This is a genomic window from Marinicella litoralis (assembly GCF_002591915.1).
Lineage (GTDB): Bacteria > Pseudomonadota > Gammaproteobacteria > Xanthomonadales > Marinicellaceae > Marinicella > Marinicella litoralis.
This window is the reverse complement of sequence record NZ_NIHB01000002.1, coordinates 634,459-652,148: the sequence shown is the minus strand read 5'-3', so window position 1 is coordinate 652,148 and position 17,690 is coordinate 634,459. Positions and strand designations below refer to the sequence as shown.

The following is a 17,690-nucleotide window of genomic DNA, read 5'->3' as shown; positions in this document are numbered from 1 at the left end:
CACAAGGATCGAGTTCTTGCATTGGTGAATGAGTATTAACAAATTACCTATTTGATGATGGAAATTAAAACGACGAAACCAATAACGATTGCTCAGAAACCTTTGATGCTACTTGAATACTTAAAAGTCGGTTGAATAATTGGTTTTCTCGAAAGCAAGAAACTATTTTATAGAGGGTCATCACAATACATAAGTTTGTTATAAGAAATACTGGATTTTTAATCCTGCTAGGCTTTAAGATGTGATCGAAATTTTTGGATGATAATAAAAAGTACAAACCAAAAGTTTTGCGACTAATCCATAAAACAGAGGGTAAAAATGAAAATAAAAACAGTCATGCTGGCTACAGCATGTGGCGCACTGTTGTGTGCTTCAAACACATTCGCCAGTTCCGCCCAACTTTATCCGGCAGAAGACGCCAGAACATTGTTGGTTAACCAATTAAGCAATCTCAATGTCACCAATAAAGACGTACAAGATGCTGCCATCACCAGTCACTACCTCAGTGAGAAAAATGGCATTAGCCATTTGGTGTTTAAACAACAACTTAATGGCATAGAAGTTCACAAAGGATTGATTCAATTAAATTTGGATCAACAAGGAAAAATCTTAAATTTGCATAATTTATTTGTCAATAATCTGGCAGCCAAAGCACCGCAAGTAAGTCCATTTATAGCCGCTGATCAAGCCATATTAAATGCAGCACAAGAATTGGGAATTGTTACTCGATTGCCAGCTTATTTAATTAATCAATCGCAGTCATCCAATCGGGCAGCTGTTTATTTAGATGAGGACATCTCAAGTGCTGAAATACCGGTTAAATTGATGTATCAAAAACAGGGAGATGAACTCAGACTTTCTTGGGACCTACAAATTCAATCTGGTGGTAATTGGTGGAGCATGCGGGTAGATACATTAACTGGTCAAGTCATCGATCAGGTGAACTGGACTGCTGATGCCAGTTATGATGTCATCCCATTACCCAATGAGTCTCCGGCTGACAACGGGTACCAATTAGAGACGATGGTTGATCCACATGACTTAACAGCTTCACCATTTGGTTGGCATGACATCGACGGTTCAGCGGGTGCAGAATTCACCGATACGCGTGGTAATAATGTTTATGCACAGGATGACTTAGATGCGAACAACTCTGGTGGAGGGCGACCTGATGGCGGAGCTAATTTATTGTTTGATGTGCCTTGGAATCCGGCCGTAGATCCAGATGAAGAGCAAAACCTGGATGCGGCCATCGTTAACTTGTTTTATTGGAACAACGTCATACATGACGTGATGTACTTTTATGGTTTTGATGAAGCAGCAGGAAATTTTCAGGAGAATAACTATGGTAACAATGGCCTAGGCAGCGACGCTGTAAATGCAGATGCACAAGATGGTTCCGGAACAAATAATGCCAATTTTTCTACCCCTCCTGATGGTTCAAACCCCAGAATGCAAATGTTTTACTTTTCTGGAACGCCTGATTTACTGGTCCATTCACCACCGGCTATTGCTGGATCATACACCGCAGCCGGGGCAAGTTTTGGAGCACCAATCACTTCCACACCATTGAATGGAATTGTAGAAGCAGCAGATGATAACACCGGAACGGTCAGCGATGCTTGCGAGGCTTTAGTGGGGTTTACTTCAGGACGTATTGCCTTGATTGATCGAGGTGGTTGTGAGTTTGGGGTTAAAGTTCTTAACGCAGAAAATGCAGGCGCCATCGGTGCCATAGTGGCCAATAATCAAGGCGACAGCATTCTCAATATGGGGCCAGGTGCGCAGGGTGCCAATGTTACCATCCCCGCTTTAATGGTAGGTCAAACCGATGGTGGAATCATTCGCGCCCAATTGGATAACAATGTAGATGTTGACATGGTTAAGACCAATGCCGATCGAGACAGTGATTTCGATAATGGTATCATTATTCATGAATATGGTCATGGTATATCCAATCGTTTAACCGGAGGCCCGTCACAATCCAGTTGTTTGACCAGCAGTGAACAAATGGGAGAAGGTTGGAGCGACTTTTTTGCTCTGGTTATGACAGCAGATCCAAATGATACGGCACTTGAAGCCAGACCGATGGGATCCTATGCCACGCAAAATCCTGGGGGCATCAGAACTTATCCTTATTCTACCAATATGAATGTGAACTTGCATACTTTCGGAGATTTAGCTGATGCCAATGGCAGCCCTCATTTTGTGGGGTCGATTTGGGCTCAAATGTTGTGGGAAGTGTATTGGAATTTGGTAGATAAATATGGTTATGATGCTGATTTATACAACGGAAGTGGCGGTAACAACCTGGCATTACAGCTGGTTATGGATGGTTTGAAATTACAACCTTGCGATCCTGGTTTTATAGATGGGCGTGATGCCGTTTTATTGGCTGATCAAAACAACAGTGCAGGAGCGAATCAATGTGAAATTTGGCATGGTTTTGCCAAACGTGGCTTAGGTGTTGGAGCCAGTTCAGGCAGCGTCAATGTTACTGGCGATGAAACTGAATCATATGAAGTCCCAGTTGAGTGTGAGGTTAGCGATGTGATATTTGCTGACAGCTTCGATTTGGTCCCCTGAATATATATTAATCATTTTATCGGTAAAGAAAAACCCACAGTGAATTGACTGTGGGTTTTTTTATGGGATTAAATTGATAGAATATGCCAGCATCAATTGGGCTAAATAGTACTTTGGTAAACCGATGATTCGATGGATGGAGTTTGCTTGAATGAACCGGTTCCTGGCCACCAATAAATCTGACATTGCGAATAAAGTCGCACCGGTTACAATCCACCACCAAGCAGTCACTGAAAGATTGCTCCATGCAAAAATCAACATGACAGCAATGACAAATAAATAGACTGGAATTGCGAAGGCATAAAGGCCAGTTAAATGAGGTCGTAACCACAATGCGGTGATTGTCACTGCAAGTATGACAGTGGGTAAAGTCATAGGCAGCTTACTGCCATTGAATCCAGTTTTGAAAAAAGCCCAAGCGTAAAATAAATGTGCCAACATAAAAAACAACAGACCTGAAATGAAGGCATGCTTATGACCTTTTAAAGTCAGTAACACATCACCCATCAGTGACATCAATAAACCGATGAATACCCATTGACCATAAGTGGAATTCATGGCGCCCATATCCCAAGCAAACCCCACAAAAGCTAAACTGGCAAGGAATTTGGTTTTGCTGGCCAATGCCGTTTGATTTCGTGATTCAAAACCAAGGCTTAAAGCACAGGCGAATAGGCATACAACGGGTAACAACAGAGTCATGTGTTGTTTTGGCTTTGATTACGCATGGCATTTTTAATGGCCAGTTTTTCTTGCTTGCGCTTTTCTATGGCTTCACTGGCAGACATACCAATGTGTGTTTCTCCACGTAGTTTGGCCAACTGCATTTGTTTTTCACGTTCAGCGAATTGTGCACGCTGTTCTGCAGTGGTTTGATCATAACAATGATGGCAGCTGACACCTTTTTCATAGTGAGGAGATTTTTTATCTTCTTCGGTGATGGGATAACGACAAGCATAGCATTGGTCGTACTGGCCTTTTTCTAAGTCATGATTGACAGCCACTCGATTGTCAAAAACAAAACATTCGCCTTGCCACAAGGTTTCATCCTTAGGTACTTGTTCCAGATACTTCAAAATTCCACCCTTAAGGTGATAGACCTGATCAAAGCCTTGTTCCTTTAAATAGGCTGTCGATTTTTCACAACGAATGCCTCCGGTACAAAACATCGCCACTTTTTTATGTTTTTCTGGGTCTAAATTTTGTTTGACATACTCAGGAAACTCTCTGAAAGTTTCGGTGTTGGGGTTGATGGCATTTTTAAAACTGCCGATGTTGTACTCATAATCATTGCGGGTATCTACCAAAACCACATCTGGATCAGAGATCAGATCATTCCAGTCCTCTGGTTTTACATAAGTTCCTACCACTTCTTTGGGGTCGATGCCCTCGACACCCATGGTGACGATTTCTTTTTTTAATTTGACTTTTGAACGATAAAATGGCATCTCATTGGTATATGATTCTTTACTGTCAACTCCCGCCAGCCGTTCATCTTGACGAATCCAACTCAGTACGGCATCTATACCAGATCTAGTTCCAGCAATGGTTCCATTGATACCTTCATTGGCCAATAAAAGGGTGCCTTTGACTTGATGGTTGATCATGCAATCTAACAAAGGTTGTCGCAGGTCTTTGAAATTTTCCAAACGCACAAAATGGTAAAGTGCAGTGACTACAATGGCTCCCACACGAGCAGTTTCGGTTGAATTTGACATGTTGTTCTCCTGCTAACCTGAACGTAAATCAGGCGCAAAATGATTGAAATATAATGTTTGGGTATTTTAATGATGAAACCAAAAAATCCAAGCTTAACTGAAAATTACTTGGTTTGTTGATCTCTTAATATATCTTAAACCTGTAATGTGGTGTTGTATTCCTGATATACAGAACTGAATTTGGATTGTTGCCAGCGGTGTTTAACACTGGATAACAAAACATGAATGCCTTGTGATACACAATTGGATGAATTTGAACCACAGGATTTAATGTATTTATATCCTTGCGATGGTTTTATTTAGGCTTTTATGACCATTGTTAACAAAAAATCACATTAATTACTGCTAAAAAGTATCAAAATACGTGTTTTTAGTAAGTAAAATTTCATTGATGTTGTTAAATCGACGAATTATGGACATTCTTTATCTCAAGCGTACCGTGGAAAAACATCTTTGTGTTATTATTTAATGGTGTGTGGTCAAAATAATTATTTTGACAGTTAAAGAAGTGTGGAGCCTATGACGAAGTGTTCAATTTATACCCGGTTGCCTATTCCAACTTGTTTGGCCATGAAAACTGTATTCTTTAATCTTAAAAATTATTTAACTTCCGTTTTGTTATTGGTTTCATGGGCGGCAATTTCTAGTCATTCAGATCAGTGGCAAGCTGTTGAACTGTCCATGGAAGATGGCCTACCTGATTCAACCGTATATTCTATGTCGCAAGACAAAACAGGCTACATGTGGTTTGGAACCACAAGTGGTTTGGCGCGCTATGATGGTTACTCTTTCAAAGTATTCAGACATGATGGTGCAGATGAAAGTACGATATCAAATAACAACGCCGGGAACATATATCTGGATTCTGAGAATCATTTGTGGATTGGTACATTTGGCGGTGGTGCCAATGTCATAGACTTGAACAACGGTGAATTAACCAGATTGCCCTATTCAAGTTCAAAAACAGATCAAATGATTTCTGAAAATGTCCAAACATTTTTTGAAGACAGCCAACACAGTATGTGGATAGGCACAGGCAGTGGTCTTTACCAAATGAAAGGCGATCAACTGAACTACTTTGGTGGAAAAAAACAAGATAACAGTGGTTTTAGTCAATCTCGCGTTTGGGATATCGAAGAAGACAGTTTGGGCAATATATGGTTAGGAACCTCTCAAGGCTTGAGCCAATTGAATGTTAATACAGGGATTTATCAGCATTTTAAATTACCCGCATCATTGATCAGTAATATATCATCCAACCAATTCAGGAACATTCAAATGGACGAAGATGTGCTGTGGATTGGCTCCTCTACTGGTTTGTATAGTTTTGACATTGACACCAAGCAATTTACGCTTCATTTTTCAAACAATAAAACCATAAAAATCAATGACATTCATTTTGAGGCTGGTGGAAAATTATTGATTGCTACCATGGAAGGTCTTTATGAATATGATGCAACAAAGCAGTTATTTAAAACCGACGAAGGGGGTGAGTTATGGCAAGCTTATGCCCATTTAGATGTCAGGCAAATCCTACGAGATCGTTCCGGTCTGTTGTGGTTAGCCACACGTGATAACGGAGTGGTCAAAATTGATCAGGCTGGTGGTTTGTTTAAATTACACACCAACTATGTTTCGGAATCAGAAGCCACTGAACAAAACAAGCAAGTATGGACCATCAATACCGATGAATTCAGTAACCTCTTGATTGGCACTTCAGAAACCGTTTACCAACACCCCATAGCAGCACCTTCTTCAAAGGTCGTGGTTGATGGATTGAATGAAATTCCGGGCATCATACGAACCATTAAAAAAACCAAAGAAAATGGCTTTTGGATCGGCACCAGTGCTGGTCTGTTTCTGTTACCAAGCAATTCACTTAAGGCAGAAATTAAGAATGAACCCTTTGATTTAGTTGGAATTGAACCAACAGATGTCTTTTCTGTAACAGAATCATTAAATGGTGATTTGTGGTTGGCCTTGTATAACATCGGTGTACTGCAATGGAACCCAATGACACATACTGCAAAATTGATGCAAACGGTTGATGGTCAATCACTTACCGACATGAACATCAGCGTGATTTATGAGGACAATCATCAACATATTTGGATTGGTAGTAATTTAGCTGGTGTATTTAGGTTAGATCCGGAAAGTCAGCAAATAGAACTTTTCAAACATGACTATGGCGACATCAACAGCATCTCATCTAATCGTATTAAAGACATTTTTCAGGACAGTATGGGAAGATTATGGATTGCCACTGCGAGGGGTTTGAATCAATTTTTACCAGAAAGTTTAAATTTTAAGCAATATTCGCAATCGAATGGCTTGTTAAGTGATTCCATCGGATCAATTCATGAAGATTCAAATCAGAATTTGTGGATAGTTTATAAATTTGGACTGTCTCGTTTCAACCCAGAAAAAGAGGAAATCAATAATTACATCCTCAATGAATCAATCAGTAATGATGGTTTTGGTAATCGGTCATCGACCATCGACGCCAATGATGTCATTTATATCGGTAGTATCAATGGCTATTATTCATTTTACCCCCGTTTAATTAAACAAAGTAAACAGTACAAGCCACCGCTTATCCTGTCTCAAGTTTGGGTTAACAATCAGCCAGTTCAAAATGCTCAATGGGTTTCCAAACAAAACCAATTTGATCTCTATCATGAGGATCGAGCCATTTCATTTGAGTTTGCAGCCTTAGATTTCAAAGCACCTGAACAAATCAAATACAGGTATCGAATCATGGGTTTGAATGAGGAATGGTTGAACATCAGCAGCAACAGAATGATTGAGTTAAGTCATTTAAATCCAGGCGCTTATCAAATAGAGGTTAAAGCCATCAACAACGATGGTCGTTGGTCTGAAGAATTGATGTCTATCAATCTGAATATACATCCAGTGTGGTGGAATCAAGGTTGGGTTAGGGCATTATTTGGTATCATCTTTGTGCTTCTGGCCATCTTTTTACATCAATTCAGAACCAACAAAATAAAAAGGCAAAACCAAACTTTAGAAAACGAAGTGAAAAGTCGGACTTCAGAATTGCGTGATTTGAATGCCCAATTGAAAACCGCAGCACATTCAGATTATTTAACCAGCTTACCGAATAGAATGGCGTTTATCAAGACCATTGAGTTGAAGCGTAAGGACCCGGCAATCGATGGTATTTGTTTGGTGATGGCTGACATTGATCATTTTAAACAAATTAATGACCAATATGGACATGCTGCTGGCGATGTGATTTTAATCAAAGTCAGTGAAATAATGCGGGCCATGATCAGAGAAGAAGACATGGTTGCCCGATGGGGCGGTGAAGAATTTATTTTTTATTTTGAAGCGAAAAATGCCAATCAACTGCTTCCTATGATTGATCGCATTCGTGAAGCGGTAGAAGGGACCGAATTCAAATATGGCGAAAACATTATTTCGGTGACTTTGACCTTTGGAATATGTCAAAGCGAAAAAGGCATGTCATTGAATGACTGTATTAAAAAAGCCGATGAAGCCATGTATCAAGGTAAATCAGGAGGGCGCAACACCATTCGAATTGCACATTGAATCAAAAGGATCAATTCAAGGAAAGCGGTGACTGAAGCCTTGATTAAATAATGTGTATTTTTTCATGACTTGATTGAACAGCGGCATATTCAGATAAAATTTCAGCCATTGTTGCAGTTTGGTGTAAGGCAGCTGATCAAACCAAACTTTATCGACAAAAGCATACTGCCTAATAAAAGGAAAGATGGCTGTGTCAGCCAGGCTGGTTTGTTCAGCAATCAAAAATGTATGTTTATCCAGTAATTCATTTAAATGCGCAATATATGGTAGAGTCAGTTCACGGTGTTCTTGTGGCGACAACTCTGGGTGCCGGTCTGCATATTTGTAACGATCCAATAACGGTTTAAAGGTGTGGTCATTAAGTTGAATCAATTCATGGCTTGTTGCTGCGTCATTGAGCCAATGATCCGGATCATTTTTGTTCAATGCCCATAACATCAAATCTAAACTCTCATCAATCACTGCCCCACTGTCAGTGATTAAAACGGGTACAGTCCCTTTGGGAGAATGATCAAGCATATCTTGTGGCTTATCCTTCAACATCAGTTCACGTAATTCACATTGAATACCGGAGTAGGCCAATGCCATTCGTGCACGGATGGCATAGGGGCACCTTCTGAAAGTGTATAAAATGGCTTCAGTCATGGATTAATTTAACGCGACCAACAACACCGGACTCTAATTTGACTTTGATACCATGAGGGTGGTTGGGAGAATTGGTTAAAATCCGAGCAATAACACCTTGGGTCAACTCACCGCTGCGTTGGTGTGGTTTTTGGACCACTGAAACTTCAAGACCAATGGATAATTCACTGCGTTTATTTCCTGACATGATGATTTTGTTTCGGTAAAAAGACCATTATAATCGACCCTTCTTTTGTTACTTGAGTAAATCATGTATTTTGCTATTATTTCTACCGATGTACCTGAGTCCTTGGCATTGCGAATGACGGTTCGTGATCAGCACCTGGCTCGCTTACAAGCACTTAATGAGGCTGGACGTTTGTTGATTGCGGGACCTCACCCAGCAACCGATGAAAGTAAGCCAGATCCGCTTGCATTTACCGGATCATTGGTGGTGGCTGAGTTTGAATCTTTGGCTGCAGCCCAAAACTGGGCTGATGATGATCCTTATATCAAAGCCGGGGTTTATGCCACAGTGGTGGTCAAACCTTATCTAAAAGTGCTGCCTTAAACTCCTGTCAATAGACTGTGCGAGGGATTGAGTAAGTATGGTTTTTAAGCAGTTTCAATGTCAGCCATCTCTGGGTCAGTTTTCTACTGATTCTGATTGATTGAGTTGCTGATAAATGACTTGCGCCAAATTATCTGCAGCACTGGGCATATGGTTGAAGAACAAGGAGGGTTCTATCAATTCTGCTTCATTGAGAAATACAGTGCCCTCCTGATCATGTAAAAAGTCAAATCGAGCATAATGAACTTCACCAAATTTTTCATTTAGGTATGCTAAACAAGCTTTTGCCAAAACCATTTCAGCCGCATTCAAAGTGTATGGAATGTCTTTGGCACCAAAGGTATCTTGAACTCGGTAATCTCCACTGACAGGTATTTTTCTGACAGCATGTGATAAGCTGCCGCCAAAGTATATGGCCGAAGTTTCTCCAAAGGTTTCAACTGAATTAAAATAGGGTTGTAACATCATGTCAACTTTAGGCAGCCATTGTTGTAAGTGATTGTTGGCTTGGTTGATTTCCTCATTGGACTTTTGAAAACGAAATGTACCCGATGAGTCGGCTCCGACCACTGGTTTAAGAAAAAACTTTGTGGCAGATTGGGCTTCACACCAATGGACTAAATCGAAGTCTTGTTCTTTTTTGATCCATGTCGTTGGTGCAATGGTGATGCCAAATTGTTCAAGTTCTGCCAAATAATATTTGTTTTGATTCCACAGCACCATGTCCTTGGTGTTAATTAATTGGGTGACCTTTGACGTTTCAGTCAACCATTGGGTGAAAGCTTCGGTTTTTTCATGATAATCCCATACTGATCGCAAGACACATGCTTCATACTGAGACCAATCAATTTGACTGTCCCAGACACATAAATCAACTTCAATCCCCATGCTGACTAAGGCACGAAAAAAGATTTGGTCATCTTTAACGCCATTGGGAAGTTTTTCACAGGTAATGATAGCGAGTTTCATTCAGTTCAATTAAGCTTTTAAAGTGAGCTATTATATAGCTTGATCAAACTGGGGTAAAAACATTATGGATGCAGATCAATGGAAGCAAAGAGGCGGCTTTATCACTGTCAATGGTTACGAGCACTTTTATTATGACTCAAATTCGAATAAACCCGCTTTATTGTTGTTACACGGCTACCCAACCTGTTCTTATGACTACTACAAGGCCATACCAATACTGGAGGATAAATTCAGGGTCATCGTTCATGATCATTTAGGTTTTGGCTATTCAGCCAAGCCATTGAATTACTCCTATTCATTGTTTGAACAGACTGACCAGGCATTGCTATTGTGGCAGCAGTTGAATATCACCCAAGCCATTGTACTGGCACATGATTATGGGACCAGTATAGCGACAGAATTATTGGCAAGAATCAATCTGCACAAAAACTTGGGCGTAAAGATAGATTCATTTGTGTTGTGTAATGGCAGCATGCACATTGAAATGGCTCAATTGCGATTGATACAAAAATTATTGTTAAACCGATTGACTGGTCCAATAGTTGCTCGACTCAGTAGTCGCCGCATCTTTGCCAGAAATATTAAAAACATTTATTATAATAAAGAGCGAGTCGATCAATCAGAGCTTGATGCCTTGTGGTACATGATGAATTGTAACCAAGGACGGCGTGTACTGCCTAAAACAACCCAGTACATCAGTCAACGTTACCAATTTTGGCATCGGTGGATTGGCGCATTAAAAACCACTGATGTTCCCATCAAAATCATTTGGGCCAAAAATGATCCTGTTGCCGTTGCGGCCATGGCAGAAACTTTGAATGATGAAATAAGCAACAGTGAATTAACCTTGCTGGAAGGCTTGGGTCATTTCCCCATGTTAGAAAATCCAGAGCTGTGGTCAAACGCAGTATTGAATGCATTGATTGCAGCATAAAAAAAAGGAGGCCTGAGCCTCCTTTTTTAATTGAAACATTGAAGATTGAATTAATTAAACTCAATACTCCATGAATCAATATAACCACCATCTTGAGAAGCGTGATCAGTTACTTCGAACCTCCATTGGCCACTGGATTCAATGGTTCCAGCATTCAAGTCGATATCGATAAGTAAATCATCACCACTGTCAGAAGAGTTGGTTCTGGCATGTACTGTACCACTTGCACCGTTTGGTGCATAGATCTTAGCGGATAAGTCACCACGGTAAGTGTGTTTGATATCGGCTCTGATGGTAATGGTTCCCGAAGCACCTGTGCGAGTTACATTGATGGTAGAGCTTACTGTACTGCCCGCACCTGATGAAATCGTCACATTGTTGGTGTTTTCGAAGAAGTTAGTACCACCGCCACCGCCGCCGCCAGCTGTGTAGCTACCAACTAAACTTGTGCCAGAGTATGAGCTGTAGCCTCTTAACATAACATGGTATGTGCCCGCTTGAACATTGGTGATGTCACAAGTTTCGTTGTTACCATTTCTGTAAGGACGACAATCATATGTAGATGTTGTTGGCGCACTGCCAAACCTAACATACATGTCAGCATCACCTGAACCACCACTCAATACAAAACTCAAATCTGTTGCGCCAGAAGGAACAGCCAATGTGAAGTAAGTTTGAGAACCTGAAGCTCCTGACAAGCCAGTTTTGGCAACGCCGTTACTTAAAACGCCATCTACTGGATCTGGATCTGGATCTGGAGGTGTACCGCCACCGCTGAAGTTATTCAACAGAATGTTTGGCGAACCCGTTTTGGCATCAGATACTTTATTAGGAATGGCTGAGTTTTCAATCGCAGCCTGAACTTGAGCAGGTGATGCATTCGGATTGTCATCCAAATACAAAGCGGCAACTCCAGCTACATGTGGTGCAGCCATTGACGTTCCACTGATCGTGTTGGTCGCTGTATTGCTGGTTGACCAAGTTGAAGTGATTGAAGAACCAGGTGCATAAATATCTAAACAAGTACCGTAGTTAGAGAAAGATGACCTTGCATCATTACTTGCTGTCGAGCCAACAGTTACTGCTGAGGCAGCTCGTGCAGGTGAATAATTACACGCGTTGCTGTTGTCATTACCTGCAGCAACAACCATTGTGATACCAGCAGCAACGGCAGAATTAACGGCATTATCAGTGGCTGAACTGGCGCCACCACCTAAACTCATATTGGCTACAGCTGGTTTGATGTGATTGGCAGCAACCCAGTCGATACCAGCAATTACACCAGAATTTGAACCTGAGCCGTTACAACCCAATACCCTTACAGCATAGATTTCAACATTTTTTGCAACACCATAGGTGCTACCACCTACTGTACCTGCAACGTGTGTACCATGACCGTTACAGTCGTTGGTACCGTTTCCATCATTGATGGCAGTATACCCAGAGTTTCCTCTGTTACCAAAGTCATTGTGCGAAATGCGAACACCCGTATCAACAATGTAGGCATTTACACCTGTACCATTGGCGTCATAGTTATAAGTACTGTTTAAAGGCAAGTTGGCTTGATCAATACGATCTAGACCCCAAGTGGCATTGCTTTGTGTGGCACCAATTGAAACTGTTTGATCGGCTTCAATGAAAGCAACCCGAGGATCTTTAGTTAATGCATCAACAGCTCGTTGAGAATCACTTTTTAAGACCATGCCATTTAAAGCTGTCGAGTAGGTGCGTAGTGTTTCACCACGTGCCATGGTTGACATGTCGACCGCCATTTCTTGTACAACTGATGCACGAGCAGCCGCTTCACTGAATTGCTCGTTGGCATACAGGGCAGCCTGAGATGTCACCACGCTGTCTTTAAAAACAACAATGTATTGATTCGGAATCTTGGTGGCAGAATTGATGCCCCTGATTTGTGAAACGGTATTGTTGTTACCAGAATTGTCATTACCCAGGCCATAACCGGTTGACATTTGAGCCAAAGAAATTTGGCAAGATGCTGCTAAAGTAATAACAGTGAGTGACTTCGAAATTGCGCTTCTTAATTTAATTTTTGGCGAACGCGTACCAATATCTAATTTTTTCATATTAGATTTCTCTCCTCTATTTTTTATAATTCAGATTGAATTCATCAATCTGGCTATACCACTTATTTTTATAATATTAGTTTTTGTGGCGGTTAGAATATATAACATTATTTTCACAACCACAAATCATTATTGGCATAACAGCGAAAAAAAATGTGACAGGATTCACAAAACACCGAAATGTGTAGAATTAAAAAAAAGAGAATTGAGTGTGATTTTAACAGGCTGGTTGAACTGAAGGAATTGTCGTACGAATAAAGGCGATAGATAAAAATTTGATTATAATCCGCTGGATATGCTTTTAGAAAACAAGCATAATCCAGCTTAATTAATCACCTATCATATTGATTTATATAGTTATATGAGAAATTGGTTATTTTTATAATCACTGGGCATATTATTCACCCCAATGTACTGTCTGCAACCTTATAGTCTGGGTCTTCAATCAAATTCAATTCGACCAAGTCACCCGCTTTGGTTAAAAGTTGTTTGCATTCTGGACTTAAGTGTCGGTAATGTAATTTTTTACCATTGCGTTCATAACGTTCGGCCAATGAGTCCAAAGCTTCAATGGCAGAATGGTCGTAAACACGGGCATTCAGGAAATCCACAATCACGTCTTCGGGGTCAGTACGAGGTGAAAAGATGTCTTGAAAATTTTGAATGGAACCAAAAAACACGGGTCCACTGAGTAAATAAACCTTGGATCCATTTTCATCAACATGACTTTCGGCAAAGATGCGTTTGGCGCCTTTCCAGGCAAATACCAAGGCGCTGACAATCACGCCAATAACGACGGCAATGGCCAAATCTGCTATGACTGTGATGCCGGAAACCAATACAATGATAAATATTTCTGATTTTTGTACTTTGGTAATCATTCTCAGGCTTGCCCATTCGAAGGTTCCCAACACAACCATAAACATCAGGCCAACCAAGGCCGCCAATGGCACCATTTCAATCCATGATGAGCCCACCAAAATAAACAGCAACAAGGCAATGGCAGCTGAAATACCCGATAACCGCCCACGCCCACCTGATTTGATATTAATCATGCTTTGCCCAATCATGGCGCAACCACCCATTCCACCAAAAAATCCATTGGTAAAATTAGCTAAGCCCTGGCCTAAGCACTCACGATTACCATTGCCACGTGTTTCAGTGATTTCATCAATCAAAGTCATCGTCAATAAGGATTCGATCAATCCAACCGCCGCCAATATCAACGAATAAGGCAGGATTATTTTTAAAGTAGCCAGATCAAATGGTACCGAAGGAATGGCGAATGTTGGTAAACCGGCTGCAATCGTGGCATTTGGGTTACCTGATTCAGAACGGACATAATCAATCACATTAGGAATTGGGATGTCTAAACCAATAACCAGACCTGTTACAATCAAAATAGCGGCCAATGAAGCAGGTATGACTCGGGTTAATTTAGGTAAAAAGTGTATGATTAACATGGTTAATGCAACCATACCAATCATCCAATAAAGTGTGGTTCCTTGCATCCATTGATGCATGCCTGCTTCATCTACAATCTTGAATTGGCCCAATTGAGCCAAAAAGATGACAATTGCCAATCCATTGACAAAGCCCAACATGACTGGATAGGGCACCATCCTGATAAACATGCCAAGTTTAAATACCCCTGCCAGCATTTGTATCACTCCGGTCAGAAGTACTGCTGCGAATAAATATTGAACGCCATGTTCAGCAACCAAAGCCACCATAACAACAGCCATCGCGCCTGTGGCTCCAGAGATCATGCCAGGACGACCGCCGAAAATTGAGGTTATCAAGCCAACCATAAAAGCGGCATATAAGCCGACCAAAGGATCAACTCGGGCCACAAATGCAAAAGCCACGGCTTCAGGAACCAATGCCAGGGCCACAGTTAAACCAGACAACACATCATTTTTGATGCTGTAACCCGTCTTTTTAGATATTAAATTAAACATGATTTAAACTGATGAAAATAGTGTCGCGCATGGTAACTCATTGAACTTTAAAGTCAATCATTTAAGCGGAATTCATGATTGATGCCGGCCAGATTGTAGTTTGCGTCATCATGAATGTTTAAATTTATGCAATATCTACATAAATATGACAGTTGTATTGATAGAATAGGAATACATTAAAATCTGTGAAATCAAATCAGCTTCATGACAAATAAAATAGTATGCTTGCTCCTGTGCGTTTTGAGTCATTGGGTGTCTTTAACTTGTGCAGACAATCTTGATTTTCAACAATTAGAACAGCAGACCAACCAATTTTTAGAAAAATATCAAAAATCTGATTTGTCAGTTAATGGCTTAAGTGAATTGGAGAAAAATAGTCAAGATTTAATTAAAGCCTTGCAAAATTGTGAAAAAAAGGCTGAACAAGAAATTGCACAGTTGGTAGATATCCGCGAGATTGATGCATTAAAAAGCGACGCCAAAGATGGACAGGATCAAGGGTCCCAAATGTTGCCGCAAAGTGCCGCAACGCAAGAGGTCGATCGCCAAATTAATGTCACCACCAAGCGACTGATAGCCTGCCGGTTAAAATCCGGGCAAATGGAAGAGGCCAGATTTGCTCTGTTTGAAAAGAAACAACAACTTTGGATGGATGAATTGACCAGCCGTCAAGATGTTTGGTCTTTTATGAAAGCAGAAAACGTTCAACTCAATTTAAAAGATGTGTCCCAAATTTTGCCTTTTAACATTTGGTTTTTATGGACTGTTCTATTGGGCATGGGTGCTTATGCGATGGTTTTGTGGCGTCATCGAGCTGAGGCCTTTACCTTTAAGGCTGTCGATCCAGCGGGTATCAGCGTTAAAGGATTTATAAAGCAGCTGATGAGTTTGTATGCGGTGCCATTGGTTTTGGCTTGGCTCTATTACGTTTGGGTTGACAGCAATAAAGTACACGCGTTTGTGTTATTCGGTGGATTATTGGTTCGTGACGCTTTTGTACTGTTGCCCTTAAAATTATTGGTGTCTGAACAACAAAAGCAATTTATAAAGCCTTTCATGATCTATTCAACAGGATTGATTGTGTTGTTGGCTTTAGGGTGGAATGGCATTCATTTTAAACAGAACATTGGTTTAGATTGGTTGGTTGAATATTCAGTGTTAATCACTCCACTGGTCATTTTGACTTGTTTATTATTGGGCCTAACTAACCTGTACTTTTACTTGTTAATCAAATCGAAGAAGGATCGGTTTGTTCCATTGTTGATTTTGCTTTTAGCAGTCCTTAGCTTGCTGGCGTATACATTGAGTTATGCTCAGGGCGCTCAATATATACTGATAATTTCTGTTGGACTGATGTTGGTTCATTGGCAATTAAAAACAATTAATTCAATCAGAAAAGTATCATTGGTGCATAAAATCAACCACCTAAAGCAGCAAGAGGAATACGATGGTTCGAACTTTGCATTTCCATTCTGGGTCAGTCTATTGACTGTACTTGTTTCTGGTCTGGCAGGCTTGGTATTTTTGAGCTGGCTGGGTGGCGTTTCAGAGGAAGCTTATAAACAAGTTTCATTCATCTACAGTGAAGGTTTTGATTTGGGATCAGTTCGCATTGTCCCTCAGGATATATTAATTGCTGTGGTGTTGGTCTCTTTGATTGTTTATGTTTTGCAGAAGCTGAAATTGGGTATTGAAAATCGTTGGTTTGATAAAAGCAGGGTCAGAAAAAGTTCTCGTGAAGTTTTTTCTATGTTGATTTGGTACATTGGATTGACCATTGCCGTGTTTGTTGGGCTTTCAGTGGCAGGCTTTGATATTTCGAGATTAGCCATCATTGCTGGCGCACTTTCTGTGGGTATTGGTTTTGGCTTAAAAAACATAGTCAGTAATTTTGTTTCAGGTCTGATTTTATTGTTTGAAAGGCCAGTGACCAGAGGTGATTGGGTTGAAGTGGGGGGAACAGTTGGCTTGATTGAAAAAGTTAAAATCAGAGCCACGCGCATCAGGACATTTGATAATGCAGAAATATTGGTGCCTAATTCAGAACTGTTGTCTCATCATGTCACCAATTGGACTTTAAGTAATTCTATTGGACGAATTACCATAAAAATCGGAGTGGCTTATGGGTCTGATGTGAATCAAGTCCGAGAAATACTGAATGAAATTGCCACCAGCCATGATCAAGTGATTAAACGTGACCCCTATAAACACAAAGTGTTGTTTCGAGAATTTGGCGACAGCAGTTTGAATTTTGAACTGCGGGTGATGATTAAAGACATAAAAATGTTTTTAGATGTGGAAACAGACATCAATTTTGCAATTGATAAAGCCCTGCGTGATGCGAATATCAGTATTCCATTCCCACAAAGAGACATTCACATTAAAGACTCATCGATATTGCAGATTGATGAATCAAATTCCCAAAATACCGATTCTAAGGACAATCATTCCAAACAGCTTGAAGCTGAATCTCCTGCACAGTCCAATGCCAGACAAACCGCTGATGACAACAAAGAAAAGGGTAAAGGTGAAGTTGCGCAAATGATAGAAGAGGATGAAAAGAAAAAGGAAGCTGAACAAAAAGACAAAGACAAATCAGATTGATCTCTTTTCAATTCAATCTGTTGGTGCAAATCAAAAATTCATAACCATGCACTATAACCTCTG

12 protein-coding genes are annotated in these 17,690 nt (G+C 40.5%); 5 read left to right on the top strand and 7 right to left on the bottom strand.

The genetic code is table 11. The features are described 5' to 3' along the window. Nucleotides 1–318: 318 nt before the first annotated feature. Nucleotides 319–2,586: a M36 family metallopeptidase gene (locus CCS90_RS09300; protein WP_099019257.1), complete on the top strand. Its 2,268-nt coding sequence runs from the start codon at nt 319–321 to the stop codon at nt 2,584–2,586. Between the two features lie 60 nt (nt 2,587–2,646). Here the strand turns inward: CCS90_RS09300 and CCS90_RS09295 are convergent, their stop codons facing one another. Together CCS90_RS09295 and trhO are read right to left on the bottom strand one after the other, a co-directional pair. Continuing rightward, nucleotides 2,647–3,288 carry a lysoplasmalogenase gene (locus tag CCS90_RS09295; protein ID WP_099019256.1) on the bottom strand — a complete coding sequence of 214 codons (642 nt, stop codon included), beginning with the start codon at nt 3,286–3,288 and terminating at the stop codon, nt 2,647–2,649. Continuing rightward, nucleotides 3,285–4,304 carry an oxygen-dependent tRNA uridine(34) hydroxylase TrhO gene (trhO, locus tag CCS90_RS09290; protein ID WP_211337000.1) on the bottom strand — a complete coding sequence of 340 codons (1,020 nt, stop codon included), beginning with the start codon at nt 4,302–4,304 and terminating at the stop codon, nt 3,285–3,287. Before trhO ends, CCS90_RS09295 begins: the two co-directional genes overlap by 4 nt. Before the next feature lie 519 nt (nt 4,305–4,823). On the opposite strand from trhO, the gene CCS90_RS09285 reads away from it, so the two are divergent. Next, a complete protein-coding gene (locus CCS90_RS09285; RefSeq protein WP_099019255.1) occupies nt 4,824–7,877 on the top strand; it encodes a ligand-binding sensor domain-containing protein in 3,054 nt (1,017 codons plus the stop codon). 15 nt (nt 7,878–7,892) lie between these two features. Here CCS90_RS09285 and CCS90_RS09280 read toward each other — a convergent pair whose 3' ends face one another. Beyond that, nucleotides 7,893–8,522 carry a glutathione S-transferase gene (locus CCS90_RS09280; RefSeq protein WP_099019254.1) on the bottom strand — a complete coding sequence of 210 codons (630 nt, stop codon included), beginning with the start codon at nt 8,520–8,522 and terminating at the stop codon, nt 7,893–7,895. Continuing rightward, on the bottom strand, nt 8,515–8,709 hold the full coding sequence (locus CCS90_RS09275; RefSeq protein WP_099019253.1) for a YwbE family protein: 195 nt from the start codon (nt 8,707–8,709) through the stop codon (nt 8,515–8,517). The genes CCS90_RS09280 and CCS90_RS09275 overlap by 8 nt, the downstream gene beginning before the upstream one ends. A 63-nt stretch (nt 8,710–8,772) precedes the next feature. Between CCS90_RS09275 and CCS90_RS09270 the strand changes: the two genes are divergently transcribed. After that, nucleotides 8,773–9,072, top strand: coding sequence for a YciI family protein (locus CCS90_RS09270; protein ID WP_099019252.1), 300 nt, complete (start codon nt 8,773–8,775; stop codon nt 9,070–9,072). A gap of 75 nt (nt 9,073–9,147) precedes the next feature. On the opposite strand, the gene CCS90_RS09265 is transcribed toward CCS90_RS09270, so the two are convergent. After that, nucleotides 9,148–10,041 (bottom strand): DcsG N-terminal domain-containing protein, encoded by an 894-nt coding sequence (locus tag CCS90_RS09265; RefSeq protein WP_099019251.1) that lies wholly within the window; start codon nt 10,039–10,041, stop codon nt 9,148–9,150. 64 nt (nt 10,042–10,105) lie between these two features. Between CCS90_RS09265 and CCS90_RS09260 the strand changes: the two genes are divergently transcribed. Then, nucleotides 10,106–10,975, top strand: a complete 870-nt coding sequence (locus CCS90_RS09260) for an alpha/beta fold hydrolase (RefSeq protein WP_099019250.1) — start codon at nt 10,106–10,108, stop codon at nt 10,973–10,975. 50 nt (nt 10,976–11,025) lie between these two features. Here CCS90_RS09260 and CCS90_RS15160 read toward each other — a convergent pair whose 3' ends face one another. Then, on the bottom strand, nt 11,026–13,062 hold the full coding sequence (locus tag CCS90_RS15160; protein WP_180236520.1) for a S8 family peptidase: 2,037 nt from the start codon (nt 13,060–13,062) through the stop codon (nt 11,026–11,028). A gap of 401 nt (nt 13,063–13,463) precedes the next feature. Continuing rightward, a complete protein-coding gene (locus CCS90_RS09250; RefSeq protein ID WP_099019249.1) occupies nt 13,464–15,023 on the bottom strand; it encodes a SulP family inorganic anion transporter in 1,560 nt (519 codons plus the stop codon). A 204-nt stretch (nt 15,024–15,227) separates the two neighbouring features. Here CCS90_RS09250 and CCS90_RS09245 point away from each other — a divergent pair, with 204 nt between their 5' ends. Then, a complete protein-coding gene (locus CCS90_RS09245; protein ID WP_099019248.1) occupies nt 15,228–17,627 on the top strand; it encodes a mechanosensitive ion channel domain-containing protein in 2,400 nt (799 codons plus the stop codon). Nucleotides 17,628–17,690 lie beyond the last annotated feature (63 nt).

What these genes read in the sequence shown, in the direction of transcription:
- CCS90_RS09250 (WP_099019249.1), bottom strand. Translation starts at nt 15,023, where the DNA reads ATGTTTAATTTAATATCTAAAAAGACGGGTTACAGCATCAAAAATGAT.
- CCS90_RS09285 (WP_099019255.1), top strand. Translation starts at nt 4,824, where the DNA reads ATGACGAAGTGTTCAATTTATACCCGGTTGCCTATTCCAACTTGTTTG.
- CCS90_RS09280 (WP_099019254.1), bottom strand. Translation starts at nt 8,522, where the DNA reads ATGACTGAAGCCATTTTATACACTTTCAGAAGGTGCCCCTATGCCATC.
- CCS90_RS09245 (WP_099019248.1), top strand. Translation starts at nt 15,228, where the DNA reads ATGACAAATAAAATAGTATGCTTGCTCCTGTGCGTTTTGAGTCATTGG.
- CCS90_RS09270 (WP_099019252.1), top strand. Translation starts at nt 8,773, where the DNA reads ATGTATTTTGCTATTATTTCTACCGATGTACCTGAGTCCTTGGCATTG.
- CCS90_RS09260 (WP_099019250.1), top strand. Translation starts at nt 10,106, where the DNA reads ATGGATGCAGATCAATGGAAGCAAAGAGGCGGCTTTATCACTGTCAAT.
- CCS90_RS09300 (WP_099019257.1), top strand. Translation starts at nt 319, where the DNA reads ATGAAAATAAAAACAGTCATGCTGGCTACAGCATGTGGCGCACTGTTG.
- CCS90_RS09265 (WP_099019251.1), bottom strand. Translation starts at nt 10,041, where the DNA reads ATGAAACTCGCTATCATTACCTGTGAAAAACTTCCCAATGGCGTTAAA.
- trhO (WP_211337000.1), bottom strand. Translation starts at nt 4,304, where the DNA reads ATGTCAAATTCAACCGAAACTGCTCGTGTGGGAGCCATTGTAGTCACT.
- CCS90_RS15160 (WP_180236520.1), bottom strand. Translation starts at nt 13,062, where the DNA reads ATGAAAAAATTAGATATTGGTACGCGTTCGCCAAAAATTAAATTAAGA.
- CCS90_RS09295 (WP_099019256.1), bottom strand. Translation starts at nt 3,288, where the DNA reads ATGACTCTGTTGTTACCCGTTGTATGCCTATTCGCCTGTGCTTTAAGC.
- CCS90_RS09275 (WP_099019253.1), bottom strand. Translation starts at nt 8,709, where the DNA reads ATGTCAGGAAATAAACGCAGTGAATTATCCATTGGTCTTGAAGTTTCA.